The sequence below is a fragment of the Streptomyces sp. NPDC032721 genome (assembly GCF_055579625.1).
Map to the genome: position 1 here is coordinate 1 of NZ_JBVIMX010000048.1, position 16,450 is coordinate 16,450.

General features: G+C 69.8%; 17 protein-coding genes. 10 read left to right on the forward strand and 7 right to left on the reverse strand.

The annotated features are described in order from the left end of the window. Positions 1-261: 261 nt before the first annotated feature. A complete protein-coding gene (locus tag ACZ5PB_RS42860) occupies positions 262-2,052 on the reverse strand; it encodes a streptophobe family protein (protein ID WP_468699114.1) in 1,791 nt (596 codons plus the stop codon). A 264-nt stretch (positions 2,053-2,316) separates the two neighbouring features. On the opposite strand from ACZ5PB_RS42860, the gene ACZ5PB_RS42865 reads away from it, so the two are divergent. Beyond that, positions 2,317-4,926: an ABC transporter ATP-binding protein/permease gene (locus ACZ5PB_RS42865; protein WP_468699115.1), complete on the forward strand. Its 2,610-nt coding sequence runs from the start codon at positions 2,317-2,319 to the stop codon at positions 4,924-4,926. Between the two features lie 72 nt (positions 4,927-4,998). Here the strand turns inward: ACZ5PB_RS42865 and ACZ5PB_RS42870 are convergent, their stop codons facing one another. Then, on the reverse strand, positions 4,999-5,697 hold the full coding sequence (locus ACZ5PB_RS42870; protein WP_468699116.1) for a transglycosylase SLT domain-containing protein: 699 nt from the start codon (positions 5,695-5,697) through the stop codon (positions 4,999-5,001). 417 nt (positions 5,698-6,114) lie between these two features. Between ACZ5PB_RS42870 and ACZ5PB_RS42875 the strand changes: the two genes are divergently transcribed. The 4 genes from ACZ5PB_RS42875 (at position 6,115) to ACZ5PB_RS42890 (ending at position 8,834) form a co-directional block, all read left to right on the forward strand. Beyond that, complete coding sequence (locus ACZ5PB_RS42875) at positions 6,115-7,272, forward strand: GAF domain-containing sensor histidine kinase (RefSeq protein ID WP_468699118.1); 1,158 nt, start codon at positions 6,115-6,117, stop codon at positions 7,270-7,272. Between the two features lie 58 nt (positions 7,273-7,330). Continuing rightward, a complete protein-coding gene (locus ACZ5PB_RS42880) occupies positions 7,331-7,960 on the forward strand; it encodes a response regulator (RefSeq protein ID WP_468699133.1) in 630 nt (209 codons plus the stop codon). 160 nt (positions 7,961-8,120) lie between these two features. Continuing rightward, complete coding sequence (locus tag ACZ5PB_RS42885) at positions 8,121-8,372, forward strand: chaplin (protein WP_468699119.1); 252 nt, start codon at positions 8,121-8,123, stop codon at positions 8,370-8,372. 222 nt (positions 8,373-8,594) lie between these two features. After that, positions 8,595-8,834, forward strand: a complete 240-nt coding sequence (locus ACZ5PB_RS42890) for a chaplin (RefSeq protein ID WP_468699121.1) — start codon at positions 8,595-8,597, stop codon at positions 8,832-8,834. Between the two features lie 129 nt (positions 8,835-8,963). On the opposite strand, the gene ACZ5PB_RS42895 is transcribed toward ACZ5PB_RS42890, so the two are convergent. Beyond that, positions 8,964-9,740 carry a hypothetical protein gene (locus ACZ5PB_RS42895; protein WP_468699123.1) on the reverse strand — a complete coding sequence of 259 codons (777 nt, stop codon included), beginning with the start codon at positions 9,738-9,740 and terminating at the stop codon, positions 8,964-8,966. 133 nt (positions 9,741-9,873) lie between these two features. Here ACZ5PB_RS42895 and ACZ5PB_RS42900 point away from each other — a divergent pair, with 133 nt between their 5' ends. From ACZ5PB_RS42900 to ACZ5PB_RS42915, 4 genes are all read left to right on the forward strand, one after another. Next, a complete protein-coding gene (locus ACZ5PB_RS42900; RefSeq protein ID WP_468699124.1) occupies positions 9,874-10,665 on the forward strand; it encodes an ABC transporter ATP-binding protein in 792 nt (263 codons plus the stop codon). A gap of 106 nt (positions 10,666-10,771) precedes the next feature. Further along, positions 10,772-11,197 (forward strand): NfeD family protein, encoded by a 426-nt coding sequence (locus ACZ5PB_RS42905; RefSeq protein ID WP_468699126.1) that lies wholly within the window; start codon positions 10,772-10,774, stop codon positions 11,195-11,197. A gap of 145 nt (positions 11,198-11,342) precedes the next feature. Further along, the gene (locus tag ACZ5PB_RS42910) at positions 11,343-12,290 is read left to right on the forward strand and encodes an SPFH domain-containing protein (RefSeq protein ID WP_468699127.1); all 948 of its coding nucleotides are present in this window, start codon (positions 11,343-11,345) and stop codon (positions 12,288-12,290) included. A gap of 69 nt (positions 12,291-12,359) precedes the next feature. Further along, positions 12,360-13,133: a sulfite exporter TauE/SafE family protein gene (locus tag ACZ5PB_RS42915; RefSeq protein ID WP_468699129.1), complete on the forward strand. Its 774-nt coding sequence runs from the start codon at positions 12,360-12,362 to the stop codon at positions 13,131-13,133. Between the two features lie 68 nt (positions 13,134-13,201). On the opposite strand, the gene ACZ5PB_RS42920 is transcribed toward ACZ5PB_RS42915, so the two are convergent. The 3 genes from ACZ5PB_RS42920 to ACZ5PB_RS42930 form a co-directional block, all read right to left on the reverse strand. After that, positions 13,202-13,708: an HNH endonuclease gene (locus tag ACZ5PB_RS42920; protein WP_468699130.1), complete on the reverse strand. Its 507-nt coding sequence runs from the start codon at positions 13,706-13,708 to the stop codon at positions 13,202-13,204. A gap of 194 nt (positions 13,709-13,902) precedes the next feature. Beyond that, complete coding sequence (locus ACZ5PB_RS42925; protein WP_468699134.1) at positions 13,903-14,442, reverse strand: YbhB/YbcL family Raf kinase inhibitor-like protein; 540 nt, start codon at positions 14,440-14,442, stop codon at positions 13,903-13,905. 63 nt (positions 14,443-14,505) lie between these two features. Further along, positions 14,506-15,288, reverse strand: coding sequence for a sporulation protein (locus ACZ5PB_RS42930; RefSeq protein ID WP_468699136.1), 783 nt, complete (start codon positions 15,286-15,288; stop codon positions 14,506-14,508). A gap of 118 nt (positions 15,289-15,406) precedes the next feature. Between ACZ5PB_RS42930 and ACZ5PB_RS42935 the strand changes: the two genes are divergently transcribed. Then, positions 15,407-16,048, forward strand: a complete 642-nt coding sequence (locus ACZ5PB_RS42935) for a DNA-3-methyladenine glycosylase (protein ID WP_468699138.1) — start codon at positions 15,407-15,409, stop codon at positions 16,046-16,048. Positions 16,049-16,216: 168 nt separating this feature from the next. Here the strand turns inward: ACZ5PB_RS42935 and ACZ5PB_RS42940 are convergent. Next, positions 16,217-16,450: hypothetical protein (locus tag ACZ5PB_RS42940; RefSeq protein WP_468699132.1), on the reverse strand; the 234-nt coding region annotated here is incomplete at its 5' end.

The following is a 16,450-nucleotide window of genomic DNA, read 5'->3' on the forward strand; positions in this document are numbered from 1 at the left end:
GGGCGCGGGGAACTGCGCGAGCAACCACACTCGACCCGCTGCTAACAACCCCTGGCCCCGCGGAGCGGTTTAGGGAAGGGGCGGGGAGGGGCATCTGCCCGCCGCAGGCGCGACACCGCCGAACGCTTGAAGCGCCACGGGGCGGCAGCCGCAAATCCAGCGCAGTGGGAAGGGGCGGGGAGGGGCACTCGCCCGCCGCAGGCGCGACACCGCCGAACCTCACGCGGCCCCGCCGCAGCGGGAAAGTGCATCCCCCGAGACCTACCTCCGCCCCGGCCGCCCCGGCGGCGGCGGACCTTCCTCCGACGGCGGCGGCGGCGGAGGCGGCGGCTGAGGCGAAACCTCCCCCCTCCGTCCCCGGCCTGCCGCCGCCGGCGGCGGTACCGGTGGCGAAGGAACCCCCGTGATCGTCGGCGCCGCATGCCTCCCGTCCTTCGTCTTCCGGTGCGGCACCGACCCCAGGGACCCGGCCGGCGGGGGAGTCCCCCCGGAACCGGGCCCGGCCCCGGCCCCCGCCCCGGTCCCGGCCCCTGACGTCGAGCCGCGCCCTTCCTCCCGCAGATACGGATTCCCCCCGTCCGGCACACCGCCCCCGTACCCCTGCGGCGAGGGGTTGTACGGCCCCGGCACGTACGCCAGATCCGGATACGTCCGGTCCCCCCGCCCCGGCACCCCCGTCCAAGGCCGCGCCAGCACCGCCGCCCGGCTCCCCGCCGCCCCCGTCGCGCACGCCAGCACCGCCCCGAGCGCTCCGGCCGCCGCCCCCCACGCCACCCCGAGCAGCAACGCCATCGCCATGTTCCCGCGCAGCGAGATCCCCGCCCCGAAGGCGTCGAAGCCCAGCACCGAGAGCGACGCGTCCGCCGACACCCCCGTCAGCCACACCAGCAACGGCAGCCCCACCCCGGCCACCGCACCCAACGCCACCGCGCACTGCCCCGCGTACCCCGCCACCGAAAGGCCGTCGCGCGGCGTCCGCGCGGCCGCGAGCACACCGGCGTACAGCATCATCACCACGACGGCGACGGCCAGCAGCCACACCCGCCCGTCCAGCTCCGCGAGCCGGGACACCGTCAGCTGCCGGTCACCCGACCCGGACAGCAGCTCGTCGAAGGGTGCCGGCAGCACGTTCACCAGCTGCCCCGTCGCATGCCCCTCCCACGGCACGAACAGCCCCAGCGGAATCGCCAGCCACACCCCGTTCGGCGCCCCGAGCAGTGCCGCGCCCAGCACCCGCCCCGGATGGTCGTCCCCGATCGCCGCGTACCCGGCCGCCACCACACCCGCGAGCACCGCCACCAGGAACACCGACACCAGCGCCGACGCGGCCGGCCGCAGCACCCGGTGCACCGCGTCCCAGCTGCGCGGCAGCGGCGTCCGGCGCGAGGCGAGCAGCGCGATCAGCAGCACCCCCACCACCCACACCGCACCGCCGATCAACGAGTCCCCGGTATTGACACCGAATCCGACCGTTGCCTTCGCATCCACCAGATCGGAGATCCGGTCGGGCAGCAGTCCGCCGAGATCTCCGAGCGAGTCCGGAAGCTGGTCCGCGATACCGCCGGGAAGATCATTTCCGGGAATTTTGTCGAGTCCGAGCTTCCCGCCGTCAATTGTGATGACGTCGTGACCCGCCCATGCGAGACCACCCAGAGTGACGAGGAACAGGGCCACCACCGAGCCCGCCCGCACCGCCAGTTCGGTACCCGGAATCTGTTTCCCTGCGCTCTTCAGTGAGCGCAGGAAGAAGAACGCGAGCAGCAGCGCGCCTACCAGACCCACCCCAAGTGGCGCAATATCGACGGCCGTTCGCGCCGCGGCGCCCTCGATTCCGAAGGCCGAGACGTTGCCGGTCGGGGTGACGGAGCCGCCCACCGCGAGGACGACGACGGCCGCGGTCAGCGGCCGTAACGAACCGGCGGCATCCGCCCCCAGAAGATGCAGGCCCAGCGCGGCGGTCCCCGCCATTCCCGCCAAAGCCCAGCTCACAGAGGCAATTGAGGCCAGCAGGACATCGCCCCACCGCACCCCGACCCGGCCGTTCGCATCCATCTGGCCACCCGATCTGTACCGGTACGTCCCAGTTGCCCAGCTCGCGCATGATCCGTACGGAGACATACGCACTCATGGGCGCTTACCACTCTCCGAGGGTGTTTCGGCTGAGTCAACGGGCGCGCACCGGCCGTGCGCACCCCCTTCTCACATGGCCCGACTTTCGTATTCGAGCCGGAGCCTGAAATAGTTCCCCCCGATGTTCACCATCCCTAGACTCCCGGTGACGGGCGTAACTACGGGGGACAACTAGTGGGGCATGGAGTGCCGGAACTCGTACTGGAATTGAATGGAAGGACCTGGACGCTCGATTCGTCCCGGTCGTACACCCTTGGTCGCGACCCTCAGGGCGACGTGGTCATAGACGACGCCAGGGTGTCGTGGCGGCACGCCTCAATCAGCTGGGGCGGCCGTAGCTGGGTGATCGAAGACCACGGCAGCACCAACGGCACGTACGTGCAGGGCCAGCGCGTCCACCACACGGAGATCGGCCCGGGATCCGACGTACACCTGGGCAATGCCACCGATGGTCCGCAGCTGATCCTCACGGGAGCGGGGTCGGGAGCAGGGGCCGGCGCGGGCGCCGTGCCGCAGCAGGCACAGCAGCCGCAGCCCTCGCACCAGCAGGCCGCACCGCAGGCCCAGCCGCAGAGCTGGCAGCAGTCCCCGCAGGGGGCGCCGCCGCAGCAGCCTCAGCAGCCGAGCTGGCAGCAGCAGCCGCCCCAGCACCAGCAGGGTCAGCCGCCGCAGCAGGCACAGCAGCAGCCGTCCTGGCGCCAGCAGCAGCCCGCAGCCCAGGGCCAGGTGCCCGCACAGGGCAGCGGTCAGTCCGGCGGCGCCGCGGGGGCCCCGCCGGTGTACGGCGACCGCAGCCCGACCACGTTCCACCAGATGGCACTGGGCCGGGTCATGCGCATCGGCCGTGCGCTGGAGAACGAACTGGTCGTCTCCGACCTCCAGGTCTCCCGGCTGCACGCCGAGTTCCACTCGACGCCCGACGGCCGCATGGAGATCCGCGACCTCGGCTCGCACAACGGCACGTACATCAACGGCCAGCCGATGCAGAAGTCGGGCACGGCCCTGCTGGGTCCCAACGACATCGTCGGCGTCGGCCACTCCACCTTCCGCGTCGTCGGCGACCGGCTCGAAGAGTTCGTCGACACCGGTGAGGTCTCCTTCTCCGCCCGCCACCTCACGGTGACGGTCGACGGTGGCAAGGACATCCTCAAGGACGTCTCCTTCGGCGTCCCCGAGAAGTCCCTCATCGCGGTCATCGGCCCCTCCGGCTCCGGAAAGTCGACCCTCCTCAAGGCGCTCACCGGTTACCGGCCCGCCAACAAGGGCGACGTCCTCTACGACAACCGGAACCTCTACAAGCAGTTCGCCGAGCTGCGCCAGCGCATCGGTCTGGTCCCGCAGGACGACATCCTGCACAAGGAACTGACCGTCAAGAAGGCCCTCAAGTACGCCGCCAAGCTGCGCTTCCCCGCGGACACCTCCGAGGCGGAGCGCAACCAGCGGATCGACGAGGTCCTCGGCGAGCTCAAGCTGGACATCCACAAGGAGAAGAAGGTCACCTCCCTCTCCGGTGGCCAGCGCAAGCGCGTCTCGGTCGCCCTGGAGCTGCTGACCAAGCCGTCGCTGATCTTCCTCGACGAGCCGACCTCGGGCCTCGACCCGGGCATGGACCGCGACGTCATGCAGCTGCTGCGCGGCCTCGCCGACGACGGCCGCACGGTCCTCGTGGTCACCCACTCGGTGGCCGAGCTCGCCATCTGCGACAAGCTCCTGGTGATGGCGCCCGGCGGCTCCGTGGCGTACTTCGGTCCGCCGGAGGAAGCCCTCAACTTCTTCGGCTACAGCACCTGGGCCGACGTCTTCTCCGCCTTCGAGAACTACCGCGACTACGACTGGGCGGGCCGCTGGCGCGGTTCGCAGCACTACCAGATGTACGCCGCGGACATCGACGCCGTCGCCGCCCAGTCCGTACACATGCCGCCGCCGCAGCAGATGCGCCCGCCGAAGCCGCAGGGCTGGGGCGCCCAGCTGATCACGCTGATCAGGCGGTACGTCTCCGTCATCGCGTCGGACAAGGGCTTCATGGGCCTGATGGTGATCCTGCCGGCCGTCCTCGGCCTGGTCAGCGTCGTCATCCCGGCCGACTTCGGTCTCGGCCCGCCCAAGCCGCCGTCCCGGTTCAACGGCGACGCGGGAACCATCATGCTGATCCTCGCGGTCGGCATGTGCTTCTCCGGCGCCGCGAACTCGGTCCGAGAGCTGATCAAGGAACGGGTGATCTACGAGCGCGAACGGGCCACCGGCCTCTCCCGCTCCGCCTACCTGATGTCCAAGGTCATCGTCCTCGGCGTGATCACGGCCATCCAGGGCGTCATCATCTGCGCCATCGGCTTCTCCACCCGGGACCTCCCGGCGGAAGGCCTGATCATGCCCCCCGCGGCGGAGATCTGCGTCTCCGTGATCGCGCTCGGCTTCACCTCGATGATGTTCGGCCTGGTCATCTCCTCGCTGGTGAAGACCTCCGAGAAGACGATGCCGCTGCTGGTCATGTTCGCGATCGTCCAGGTCGTCTTCACCGGCATCCTGTTCAAGGTGTACGGACAGGTCGGCCTGGAGCAGTTCGCCTGGCTGATGCCGTCCCGCTGGGCCATCGGCGCCGCCGGTACGACGCTGGACCTCGGCCACCTGATGCCGCCGTGGGACCAGAAGAACCCCACCGACCTCGACCCGCTGTGGGAGCACACCGCGAGCCAGTGGGGCATCAACATCGCGGTCCTGCTGGCCCTCGGCGTGATCTGCGGCTTCGCCGTCGCGCGCCTGCTGCGCCGGCACGAGCCCGAGGTCATGCGCAAGTGACCCGGTAGCAAGAACGCGTGAAGGGCGGCACCCCATCGGGGGTGCCGCCCTTCACGCGTCTGTACGGGTCCGTCAGTAGGCGCCGTTGACGTTGTCGATGGAGCCGTAGCGGTCGGCGGCGTAGTTGGCCGCGGCGGTGATGTTGGAGACCGGGTCGTAGATGTCGTGGTCGGTGCCCGGCACGTGGTACGCGTTGAACGTCGGCTGGATGACCTGGAGCAGGCCGATCGACGGGGTGCCGTTCTGGGCGTTGATGTCCCAGCCGTTCATGGCACGGGGGTTGCCGGTGGACTCGCGCATGATGTTGCGGTGCAGCCCGTCGTACGAACCCGGGATGCCCTTCGCCTTCATGATGTCGAGCGCCTCACGGATCCAGCCGTCGAGGTTGTTCGTGTAGACCGGCTTGCGGGCGGCGGCACGGCTCGCGGCCTCCTTGGCCTCGGCGCGCTTCTTCGCGTCCGCCTCGGCCTTGGCCTTCTGCGCCTTCTTGACCTTCTCGGCCTCGGCCTTCGCCTTGGCGGCAGCGGCGTCCTTGACCTGCTTGTCGGCCGCGGCGTGCTGCCTGGCGATGCTTTCCTTCGCGGTGCTGCTGCCCTGGGAGGCGACCATCGCGACCGTTGCCATGTCCTTGTCCTGCGTGCCCTCGGCCTCGGCGGAACCGCCGCCGGGCAGGAGGGTCAGCGTGAGGGAAGCGACGCCGAGTGCGGCGACACCGGCGATCGAGACCCGGTGGGTCTTGGTCAGGCGACTATGGCCAGGCTTGGCGGACATGCAGACGTACCTCTCGGACGGGGAAGCGCCGCGGACTCCGCGACGGCAGCCATTGTTAGCGTCCGCAAAATCGCCAGGCAAAGGTGTGACGTACGAAGCCGGATAGTGGAAGCGGGGTCGGGCAACCCCACCCCGTACCCCCGCAGCGCCCGCTCACACAGCCTTTAACCCTCGACTACGCAGCTTCGTAAGTGATCTGCGTCCTATGCCCGGCCTCACATCGACCGTGTAACAACCTCACCCAAAGTCACCGGAGCAAATCTCATGGTGAACAACCGGGCCGCCCTTCACACGCACCTCGGCCCAGAGCCGCCCCGAGCCGCCCCCTCCACCCGCCCCCAGACCTAGGTCCCCGGTCCCGCCGCCCGAGTCCCGGGCCCGATGCCCCCGGCCGGCCCCCGCCGGTACGGTGACCGCATGACCAGGCCCCGACCCGCACCGCCGAACGCCGGCCTCGCCGCCATCAGCACCGCCCTCCTGGCCATGAGCCGCCACCTGGAGGTCCGCGACGTACTCAAGACGATCGTCGCCTCCGCCCGCGAGCTCCTCGACGCCGAGTACGCGGCCCTCGGCGTCCCCGACGACCACGGCGGCTTCGCCCAGTTCGTCGTCGACGGCGTCAGCGACGAACAGTGGAAGGCCATCGGCCCGCTGCCCCGCCAGCACGGCATCCTCGCCGCGATGCTGCACGGCAACGAGACCGAGCGCCTGGCCGACGTCACCAAGGACCCCCGCTTCGAGGGCTGGCCGAGCGCCCACCCCGACATGTCGGACTTCCTGGGCCTGCCCATCCGCGACGGCGACGAGGTCATCGGCGCGCTCTTCCTCGCCAACAAGCGCTGCCCCAAGCCCGAGGGCGGCTGCGGCTTCACCGCCGCCGACGAGGACCTGCTGACGATCCTGGCCCAGCACGCCGCCATCGCCCTGAACAACGCCCGCCTGTACGAGCGCAGCCGCGAGCTCACCATCGCCGAGGAACGCTCCCGCCTCGCCCACGAGCTGCACGACGCCGTCAGCCAGAAGCTCTTCTCGCTCCGTCTCACCGCCCAGGCCGCCACCGCCCTCGTCGACCGGGACCCCGCCCGCGCCAAGGACGAGCTCCACCAGGTGGCAGCCCTCGCCGCCGAGGCCGCCGACGAACTGCGCGCCGCCGTCGTCGAGCTGCGCCCCGCCGCCCTCGACGAGGACGGGCTCGTCGCCACCCTCCGTACCCAGATCCAGGTCATGGACCGCGCCCACAGCGCCCACGTGGTCTTCGACAGCTGCGGCGTGCGGGCCCTCCCGGCGGCCCAGGAGGAAGCGTTCCTGCGCGTCGCCCAGGAAGCCCTGCACAACGCCCTGCGCCACTCCGGCGCCACCCGCGTCGACGTCGTACTGGAGAAGCGGGACGCAGCCGTCCGCCTCTCCGTGGCCGACAACGGCTCGGGCTTCGAACCTGTCGGGGTACGCCGGGCGGGCCGCCACCTCGGCCTGGTCTCGATGGGCGCCCGTGCGAACGGGATCGGCGGCAGCCTGACGGTGGAATCGGCGCCCGGCAAGGGCACCACGATCACAATGGAGGCCCCCGGTGCCTGAGCCCGGCAACCACGCCCCGACCGGGGACACCCCGCCCCGGGACGCGGCGAAACCCCGCATCCGCGTCCTCCTGGTCGACGACCACCAGGTCGTACGCCGGGGACTGCGCACCTTCCTGGAGATCCAGGACGACATAGAGGTCGTCGGCGAGGCCGGCGACGGCGCCGAGGGCGTCGCCCAGGCGGAGGCCCTGCGCCCCGACGTCGTCCTGATGGACATCAAGATGCCCGGCACCGACGGCATCGAGGCCCTGCGCAAGCTCCGCGAACTCGCCAACCCGGCCAGGGTGCTGATCGTCACCAGCTTCACCGAGCAGCGCACGGTGGTCCCCGCCCTGCGGGCAGGTGCCTCGGGGTACGTCTACAAGGACGTCGACCCGGAGGCCCTGGCCGGCGCCATCCGCTCGGTCCACGCCGGCCACGTACTCCTCCAGCCGGAGGTCGCCGGAGCACTCCTCGCCCAGGACGACCCGCACAGCGGACAGGGCCGGAGCGGCTCCCTGACCGACCGCGAGCGCGAGGTGCTGGCCCTCATCGCGGACGGCCGCTCCAACCGGGAGATCGCCCGCGCCCTCGTCCTCTCCGAGAAGACCGTCAAGACGCACGTCTCGAACATCCTGATGAAGCTGGACCTCGCCGACCGCACCCAGGCGGCGCTCTGGGCCGTCCGACATGGTCTGACGGACTGAGACGGGCCCTGACCGGGGCGAAAGCGGACCGTCGTCCTCCGGTCTGAGATTCATACCGTCGGGTGTAAGTACGCCGGATGGCGCAACCGGATCGGCGGCGGGCCGTTCTTCATGGCGTGCTGCGGCGGCTGGCCGTGGCCATTGCTAGGAGGAACCTGAAGTGAAGAACCTGAAGAAGGCTGCCGCCATCACCCTGGTCGCCGGTGGGCTCGTCGCCGCTGGTGCCGGTGCCGCCTCCGCCACCGGTCACAGCGGTGCCGAGGCCAACGGCAAGGCCGTCCAGTCGCCGGGCGTCGGCTCCGGCAACCTGGTCCAGGCCCCCGTGCACGTCCCGGTGAACGCGGTCGGCAACACCGTCTCCGTCATCGGCGCCCTCAACCCGACCTTCGGGAACGACGGCTTCAACGGCTGACCGCCCTCCTCCGGGGCCGAGTCCCGAGAACGGCCTCCGGCATCAGCCGGGGGCCGTTCCGCATGCCCGGCCCCCGCCCCGCGCGTTAACCGACCGTGCGCCTGTTCGCCCGTACGGGGGCATCCGTGCTCCGGCCCGTGTCAGCCGGTCGGCCCCACCGTTACCCACCGTGCGACCCCGCGGCCCGGGGTCGTTTCGCTGACTTCCGGAGGAACACTTCCCATGAACACTGTCAAGAAGGCCGCCCTGGTCCTCGCCGTCGCAGGCCTCGCCGCGGGCTCCTCTGCCGGTGCCGCCTTCGCCGACGCCGAGGCCAACGGCGCGGCCACCAACTCCCCGGGCGTCGGCTCCGGCAACCACGCCGAGATCCCGGTGCACGTCCCGGTGAACGTCTCCGGCAACACGGCCAACCTCATCGGCGGCCTGAACCCCGCCTTCGGCAACGAGGCCGTGAACGACTGACTTCGCTGCTCCTTCCCCCGTACCACCCGAAGTTCCGTACCACCCGAAGTTCCGCACCACCCGAAAGCCCCGCAGCCCCCTGCTGCGGGGCTTTCGGGCTGCAGTCACCGCCCCCTCACGCCCACCCCCTCACGCCCGCTCCTCCACCACCGACCCGTACGCCGCCACCATCGCCCGCCGGGCCACCCGCTCCACCGGCCGCAAGGCCTCCGCCCGGGCCCAGATCTCCGACGCGCTCACCGCACCCCCGTGCCCGTTCCCCTGGGCCAGCCCCACCACCAGCGCCACCCGCCTGGCCATCTCCAGCACCCGGACCGCCCGCGCCGGATACCCCGGAGCCAGCACCTCCTGCGAGGCCTCCGACCGCGCCCGGTACGCGTCGATCGCCGCCGAGGCCACCGGCCCCGACCCGGCCACATCGAGCCGCGCCAGCACCGCCGTCGCGTCCCGCAGTGCCTCCGCGAGCTCCCGCTCCGCCTCCCCGAGCGACGGCACGTCCGCCGGCGGCGCCTCCCGTACCGCCGTGCACACCCACTCCACCTCGACGTGCACATCCCCCCGGGGCCCGGCCTCGGTCACTTCGGGTACGAGACCCAGCGCCGTCCCCGTACAGATCACCGCCTCCTCGGCCTCCAGCGCCCGCGCGTTGAAGTCCGGCGGCCCGCTGAGTCCCAGCGGATGCCCCGGCGCGGGCAGCGCGACCCGGAAGCCGGTCGCGCCGAGCACCCGCAACCGCCCCAGCGCCAGCGTGAGCCCGACCGGCCCCGACTCCCCGGGCAGCCCGGTCACCCGGTGCACCGCGTCGTCCCCGACAATCGCGACCGCCGCGTCATCCGGCGAGACAAATCCCCCCAACAGGGCATTTCCCCAGGCCGCAAGCATTCCTGAACGTGGTTCCGTGAGCATGGGGACAGCCTAGATTCCGGTACGCACCGGTCCCAAGCACGGGACCGTCCGACCGGTGGCGTAGGTTTTCCCTGGGCGCTGTGCCCACAGGCACAGGCGACATTTCGATACTGCATGGGGAGACAACGCGCTCATGAGCGATGTACTGGAGCTGGTGGACGTATCCGTGGTCCGCGACGGACGGGCTCTGGTGGACGACGTCTCCTGGTCGGTGAAAGAAGGCGAGCGCTGGGTCATCCTCGGCCCCAACGGCGCCGGCAAGACCACCCTGCTGAACATCGCCTCCAGCTACCTCTTCCCCTCCGGCGGCTCCGCCGCCATCCTCGGCGAGACCCTCGGCAAGGTCGACGTCTTCGACCTCCGCCCGCGCATCGGCATGGCCGGTATCGCGATGGCCGAGAAGATGCCCAAGCGGCAGACCGTCCTGGAGACCGTCCTCACCGCCGCGTACGGCATGACCGCCACCTGGCACGAGGACTACGACGAGGTCGACGAGCAGCGTGCCCGCGCGTTCCTCGACCGCCTCGGCATGAGCGAGTACCTGGACCGCAGGTTCGGCACCCTCTCCGAGGGCGAGCGCAAGCGCACCCTGATCGCCCGCGCCATGATGACCGACCCCGAGCTCCTCCTCCTGGACGAGCCCGCCGCCGGTCTCGACCTGGGCGGCCGAGAGGACCTGGTCCGCCGCCTCGGTCGGCTGGCCAGGGACCCGTACGCCCCCTCGATGATCATGGTGACGCACCATGTCGAGGAGATCCCGCCGGGCTTCACCCACGTCCTCATGATCCGCCAGGGCAAGGTCCTCGCCGCGGGTCCCGTGGAGACCGAGCTGACCTCCCGCAACCTCTCGCTCTGCTTCGGCCTCCCGCTCGTCGTCGAGCACCGCGGCGACCGCTACACCGCACAGGGCCTCCCGATGAGCTAGCGGCGACGGGTCCGGCGGAGGTTCGCCGACGTCAACCGCGCCCACACGTACGTCCTTTGCGCCCTGTCCGCGCAGACCAGCCACCCCTACCATGACCGTTGTGGACATGGACGCATGGCTCTGGTGGCTGATCGGCGCGGCGGTGCTCGGCATCGCGCTCGTCGTGACCTCGATGCCCGAACTCGGAATGCTGGCGGTCGGCGCGCTGGCAGGCGCACTCACCTCGTACCTGGGCGGCTCACTCGTCACCCAGGTACTGGTGTTCTCGGCCGTTTCGGTCGCCCTCATCCTCGTCGTACGGCCCATCGCCGCCCGGCACCGCAGTCAACGGCCCCAACTGGCCAGCGGCGTCGAGGCGTTGAAGGGCCGCCAGGCTCTCGTCATGGAACGGGTCGACAACGGCGGGGGCGGCCGCATCAAACTGGCGGGCGAAGTCTGGTCCGCCCGGCCGCTGGACTCGGCCCAGACCTTCGAACCCGGTCAACAGGTCGACGTGGTCGAGATCGACGGGGCCACCGCCGTGGTCATGTGAACACGCACGTGAACCACCCTCCCGCACAAGGGAGTCGGGTGGCCGGAACACCCCGCACACCGCGCCGCCATCTGGCAGTCTCGATCATCACGGCAGGCTCGGTCGTCACCGCAGGACCGAGAGACACGAAGGGCACGGGGAAGCGATGTCATCGATCATCATCGTCCTGATCATTCTGGTGGTGCTGGTCTTCATCGCCCTGATCAAGACGATCCAGGTCATTCCGCAGGCCAGCGCCGCCATCGTCGAGCGCTTCGGCCGCTACACCCGCACCCTCAACGCGGGGCTCAACATCGTCGTCCCGTTCATCGACTCGATCCGCAACCGGATCGACCTCCGTGAACAGGTCGTCCCCTTCCCGCCCCAGCCGGTGATCACCCAGGACAACCTGGTCGTCAACATCGACACCGTCATCTACTACCAGGTGACCGACGCCAGGGCCGCCACGTACGAGGTCGCCAGCTACATTCAGGCCATCGAGCAGCTCACCGTCACCACCCTGCGAAACATCATCGGCGGCATGGACCTGGAGCGGACCCTGACCTCCCGCGAGGAGATCAACGCGGCCCTGCGCGGCGTCCTCGACGAGGCCACCGGCAAGTGGGGCATCCGCGTCAACCGCGTCGAGCTCAAGGCGATCGAGCCGCCGACCTCCATCCAGGACTCGATGGAGAAGCAGATGCGCGCCGACCGTGACAAGCGCGCCGCGATCCTCACCGCCGAAGGCATCCGGCAGTCCCAGATCCTCACCGCGGAGGGCGAGAAGCAGTCCGCGATCCTGCGCGCCGAGGGCGAGGCCAAGGCCGCCGCCCTGCGCGCGGAGGGCGAGGCCCAGGCCATCCGTACGGTCTTCGAGTCCATCCACGCCGGCGACGCCGACCAGAAGCTGCTTGCCTACCAGTACCTCCAGATGCTCCCGAAGATCGCCGAGGGCGACGCCAACAAGCTCTGGATCGTCCCCAGCGAGATCGGCGACGCACTCAAGGGCCTTTCCGGCGCGATGGGCAACTTCGGCCCGATGGGCGGCATGGGCGGTGGTTCCTCCCAGTCCGGCAACGGCAAGGAACGCCGGGAGCAGCCCCCCATCGACTGACCCACCGGCCCCTCCGGCATGATCGCTGCTGCACACACGCATCAGTGATCACTTTCGGAGGGGCACCGCATGACGATCTGGGAGATGCTCGCCGTCTTCGCCGCGGGCATCGGCGCGGGCACCATCAACACCATCGTCGGCTCGGGCACCCTCATCACCTTCCCGGTGCTCCTCGCGACCGGCCTGCCGCCCGTCGTCGCCAACGTCTCCAACACCATCGGCCTGGTCCCCGGCTCCATCAGCGGCGCCATCGGCTACCGCAAGGAACTGGCCGGCCAGCGCGCCCGGATCCTCCGCCTCGGCGCCACCGCCCTGATCGGCGGACTGATCGGCGCGATCCTGCTGCTGTCCCTGCCGTCCTCGGCCTTCGACACGATCGTGCCGGTACTGATCGGCCTCGCGCTGATCCTGGTCGTACTCCAGCCGAAACTCTCCGCCGCCCTCAAGCGCCGCCGCGAGCAGAACGGCGACGCGTCGGCCCCGCACCCCGACGGCGGCCCGGTCCTCCTCGTGGGCCTGCTCCTCGCCAGTGCGTACGGCGGCTACTTCGGCGCGGCCCAGGGCGTCCTCTACGTCTCCCTCATGGGCCTCCTCCTGCACGACACGCTCCAGCGCATCAACGGCGTCAAGAACATCCTGGGCGCCGTCGTCAACGGAGTCGCCGCCGTCTTCTTCCTCTTCGTCGCCGAGGTCGACTGGACCGCCGTCCTGCTGATCGCCGTCGGCTCGGCCCTCGGCGGCCAGCTCGGCGCGAAGATCGGCCGCCGACTGCCCCCGGCGGTCCTGCGCGGAGTGATCGTCGTCGTAGGCCTGCTCGCGATCACCCAGCTCCTGCTGAACTAGACGCACCGAATCGCGAAGAAGCCCGCCTCCACCACGAGACGGGCTCCCTCTCCCACGGACCGCACCACCTAAGCGGCGGACTCCGCCAGCCAGTCGGGCAACGAGTCCCACTCCGCACCCCTCAGCGACAGCAGCATCGCATCGGCCGGAGTGGGTACGAACGGCTCGAACAACAGCGGCATACCCGCCTTCTCCGGGGTCCGGTCGGCCTTGCGGTGGTTGTCCTCGGCACACGAGGCAACCGTGTTCAGCCAGCTGTCCGCACCGCCACGCGACCGAGGCACCACGTGGTCCACGGTCGTCGCCCGTTTCCCGCAGTACGCGCACCGGTGTTGGTCCCGTATCAACACCCCCCGCCTCGACCACGGAGCTTGTCTTCGGAACGGCACCCGTACGTACCTGCTCAGCCGGATCACCATCGGCACCGGAAGATCGACAGCGGCGGCGCGCATGCGCAGCCCGGGATGCGACTTCTCGACCACGGCCTTGTCCGTCAGGACAAGCACCACCGCACGGTTCAGAGTCACCGTCGACAGTGGCTCGAAGCTCGCGTTCAAAACCAGCGTGTCACGCATCCCGCCCACCCTCCGTGTGCCGGCCCACCCCGTGGCGGGCTTGGATCAACTCTCGCGGGACGCGCCGGATCGGACAACGTATTAACGGCGCCCCCACAGGGAGCCGCCACACCCCCCAAACAAAAACTGCCCGCTCCTGATCTCTTTCAAGACCAGGAGCGGGCAAATACCCAATGAATCTTTCCGTACGCGGCTCAGCCTTCGGCCGGAGCCTCGTACTCGGCCACCAGCTGCGCACGCCCGAGCGTGTGGAACCGCAGGTTGAACCCGACGACCGCGGGCGACGCGTCCGCGTCGATGCCCAGCGTCTCGGTGTCCACCGCGTACACGGTGAAGACGTAACGGTGCCGTTCGCCCGCCGGGGGAGCGGCACCCCCGAAGTCCTTCGACCCGTAGTCGTTGCGCGCCTGCAGCGCACCCTCGGGCAGCCCCTCGAACTTCCCGCTCCCGGCACCCGCGGGCAGCTCCGTCACCGACACCGGAATGTCGAAGACCGTCCAGTGCCAGAAACCGCTCCCGGTCGGCGCGTCGGGATCGAAGCACGTCACGGCGAAACTCCGGGTCTCCGCCGGGAACCCCGCCCACCGCAGCTGCGGCGATGTGTTCCCCTCGGCGTAGACCTGTGCGTCCTTCAGTACGGCGCCCTCGGCGACGTCGTCGCTCAGCACGGTGAACGCCGGCACCGGGGGATGGAAGTCATGAGGCAGCGGCGGCCTCTTGGCGTCGTCGGACACGGTCACATCAGCACCTTCCTGCTCATTGCTCTCTGGGCTCTCGCGGACCCCGTGGTGTCGACCCTAGAGCCAGTTGCGCTGCCCACCGACCTGCGCCAGCCACTGGTTGAGGTACCCGGCCCAGTCCGTCCCCTGGAAGTCGTTCAGCCCGACCTGGAACGCCCGGTAGGAGTCGCTGCTCTCGCTGAACATCCCGCCCTTGCGGTCCATCTCCAGGATCACGTCCATCTCACGGTCGTCGGCGACGAACGTCAGCTCGACCTGGTTCAGCCCCCGGTACTGCTGCGGCGGCAGGAACTCGATCTCCTGGTAGAACGGCAGCTTCTGCCGCGTCCCCCGGATGTGCCCGCGCTCCATGTCCGCGCTCTTGAAGCGGAACCCCAGGTGCACGAAGGCATCCAGGATCGCCTGCTGCGCCGGCAGCGGGTGCACGTTGATCGCGTCCAGGTCCCCGGAGTCCACCGCCCGCGCGATCTCCAGCTCCGTCGTCACCCCGATGTCCATCCCGCGAAGCTGCTGCCCGGCGATGCTGGTGACCGGCGTCTCCCAGGGGATGTCCAGCCCCAACGGCACCACGTGCAGTGCCCCCGCCTGCACCTCGAAGGCCCCACCGAGCTTCACCTTGGTGAACTCGATGTTCTGCTTGACCTCCTGCTCGCCGCCCTCGACCTCGACGCGCGCCTGCAGCCCGACGGACAGCGCCTCGATCTGCTGCGCCACGGACCCGCCCTGGATCCGCACCTCACCCTGCACCACCCCACCGGGTACGACATTGACCTCGGTGAGCTCCGTCTCGACGGACGCCCCACCCGCACCCAGGCTCGCCAGCAGCTTCTTGAATCCCACGGCTTTCCCCATTTCTCGGTCCTGACCAGTACAAACGCTCAACCCGGCCGCCCGGTTCCGCACCTACCCAGGCAGCGGGCTCCCAACAAGCCGTGTTCCACTACCCTCGATGGGCATGATCGCGACGACCCCAGACCGTACGCCGCTCACCCGCGACTTCTTCGCCCGACCCGTACTGGACGTGGCCCCCGACCTGCTGGGCCGCACCCTGGTCCGCCACACTCCCGAGGGACCCGTCGAACTCCGCATCACCGAAGTAGAGGCATACGACGGCGAACGCGACCCGGGCTCCCACGCCTACCGGGGCAGGACCGCCCGCAACGCCTCGATGTTCGGCCCGCCGGGACACGCGTACGTCTACTTCATCTACGGAATGTGGTTCAGCCTCAACCTGGTGTGCGGCCCGGAGGGCAAGGCGAGCGGTGTCCTGCTCCGCGCCGGCGAAGTCACCGTGGGCGCCGACCTCGTACGCAAACGGCGACTTTCAGCCCGAAACGACAACGAACTGGCCAAAGGCCCCGCCCGCCTGGCCACCGGCCTCGACATCACCCGCGCCCTGGACGGCACCGACCTCTGTGCGGACGGAGCCACCCCCCTGTCCGTACTGCACGGCACCCCGGCCCCCACTGACCAGCACGAAAGCGGTCCCCGCACCGGAGTGGGCGGCGAAGGAGCGGTCCACCCCTGGCGCTTCTGGATCACCGGCGACCCCACGGTCAGCCCGTACCGCGCCCACAAGCCACGTAACCGTGCAACTTGACGCGACCCCGTCGCCCGCCTAACGTAGCCCGAGCCGCTTGAAACGGGCACTGCTGTCGGCACGGTCCATCGGACCGAACCAAGCAGCCCCCGGAGCGGCCAACCACTACTACGACTTCCCTAACGGGTCTGAATTTCGGCATGCCTGAATTCATTCCCACCGACTCGATTATGAGTCGCCGGGAAAAGCCGCTAAAGTAGTGAACACGCCGAAAGGCAAGACCCTCCAACGGTCACCGGAAACAAATACCAAGCCGGAAACGGCGCGGAAATGATCTGGTAAGGTTGGAAACGCAAGAACAAAACGCAACACCGAACGAAATCGTCCGGAGGAAAGCCCGCGAGGGTGAGTACAAAGGAAGCGTCCGTTCCTTGAGAACTCAACAGCGTGCCAAAAGTCAAC

Excerpts from the sequence above, each read along its gene's own strand:
- ACZ5PB_RS42870 (WP_468699116.1), bottom strand. The coding sequence starts at position 5,697 with ATGTCCGCCAAGCCTGGCCATAGTCGCCTGACCAAGACCCACCGGGTC.
- ACZ5PB_RS42910 (WP_468699127.1), top strand. The coding sequence starts at position 11,343 with ATGTCATCGATCATCATCGTCCTGATCATTCTGGTGGTGCTGGTCTTC.
- ACZ5PB_RS42915 (WP_468699129.1), top strand. The coding sequence starts at position 12,360 with ATGACGATCTGGGAGATGCTCGCCGTCTTCGCCGCGGGCATCGGCGCG.
- ACZ5PB_RS42920 (WP_468699130.1), bottom strand. The coding sequence starts at position 13,708 with ATGCGTGACACGCTGGTTTTGAACGCGAGCTTCGAGCCACTGTCGACG.
- ACZ5PB_RS42875 (WP_468699118.1), top strand. The coding sequence starts at position 6,115 with ATGACCAGGCCCCGACCCGCACCGCCGAACGCCGGCCTCGCCGCCATC.
- ACZ5PB_RS42860 (WP_468699114.1), bottom strand. The coding sequence starts at position 2,052 with ATGGATGCGAACGGCCGGGTCGGGGTGCGGTGGGGCGATGTCCTGCTG.
- ACZ5PB_RS42890 (WP_468699121.1), top strand. The coding sequence starts at position 8,595 with ATGAACACTGTCAAGAAGGCCGCCCTGGTCCTCGCCGTCGCAGGCCTC.
- ACZ5PB_RS42905 (WP_468699126.1), top strand. The coding sequence starts at position 10,772 with ATGGACGCATGGCTCTGGTGGCTGATCGGCGCGGCGGTGCTCGGCATC.
- ACZ5PB_RS42895 (WP_468699123.1), bottom strand. The coding sequence starts at position 9,740 with ATGCTCACGGAACCACGTTCAGGAATGCTTGCGGCCTGGGGAAATGCC.
- ACZ5PB_RS42900 (WP_468699124.1), top strand. The coding sequence starts at position 9,874 with ATGAGCGATGTACTGGAGCTGGTGGACGTATCCGTGGTCCGCGACGGA.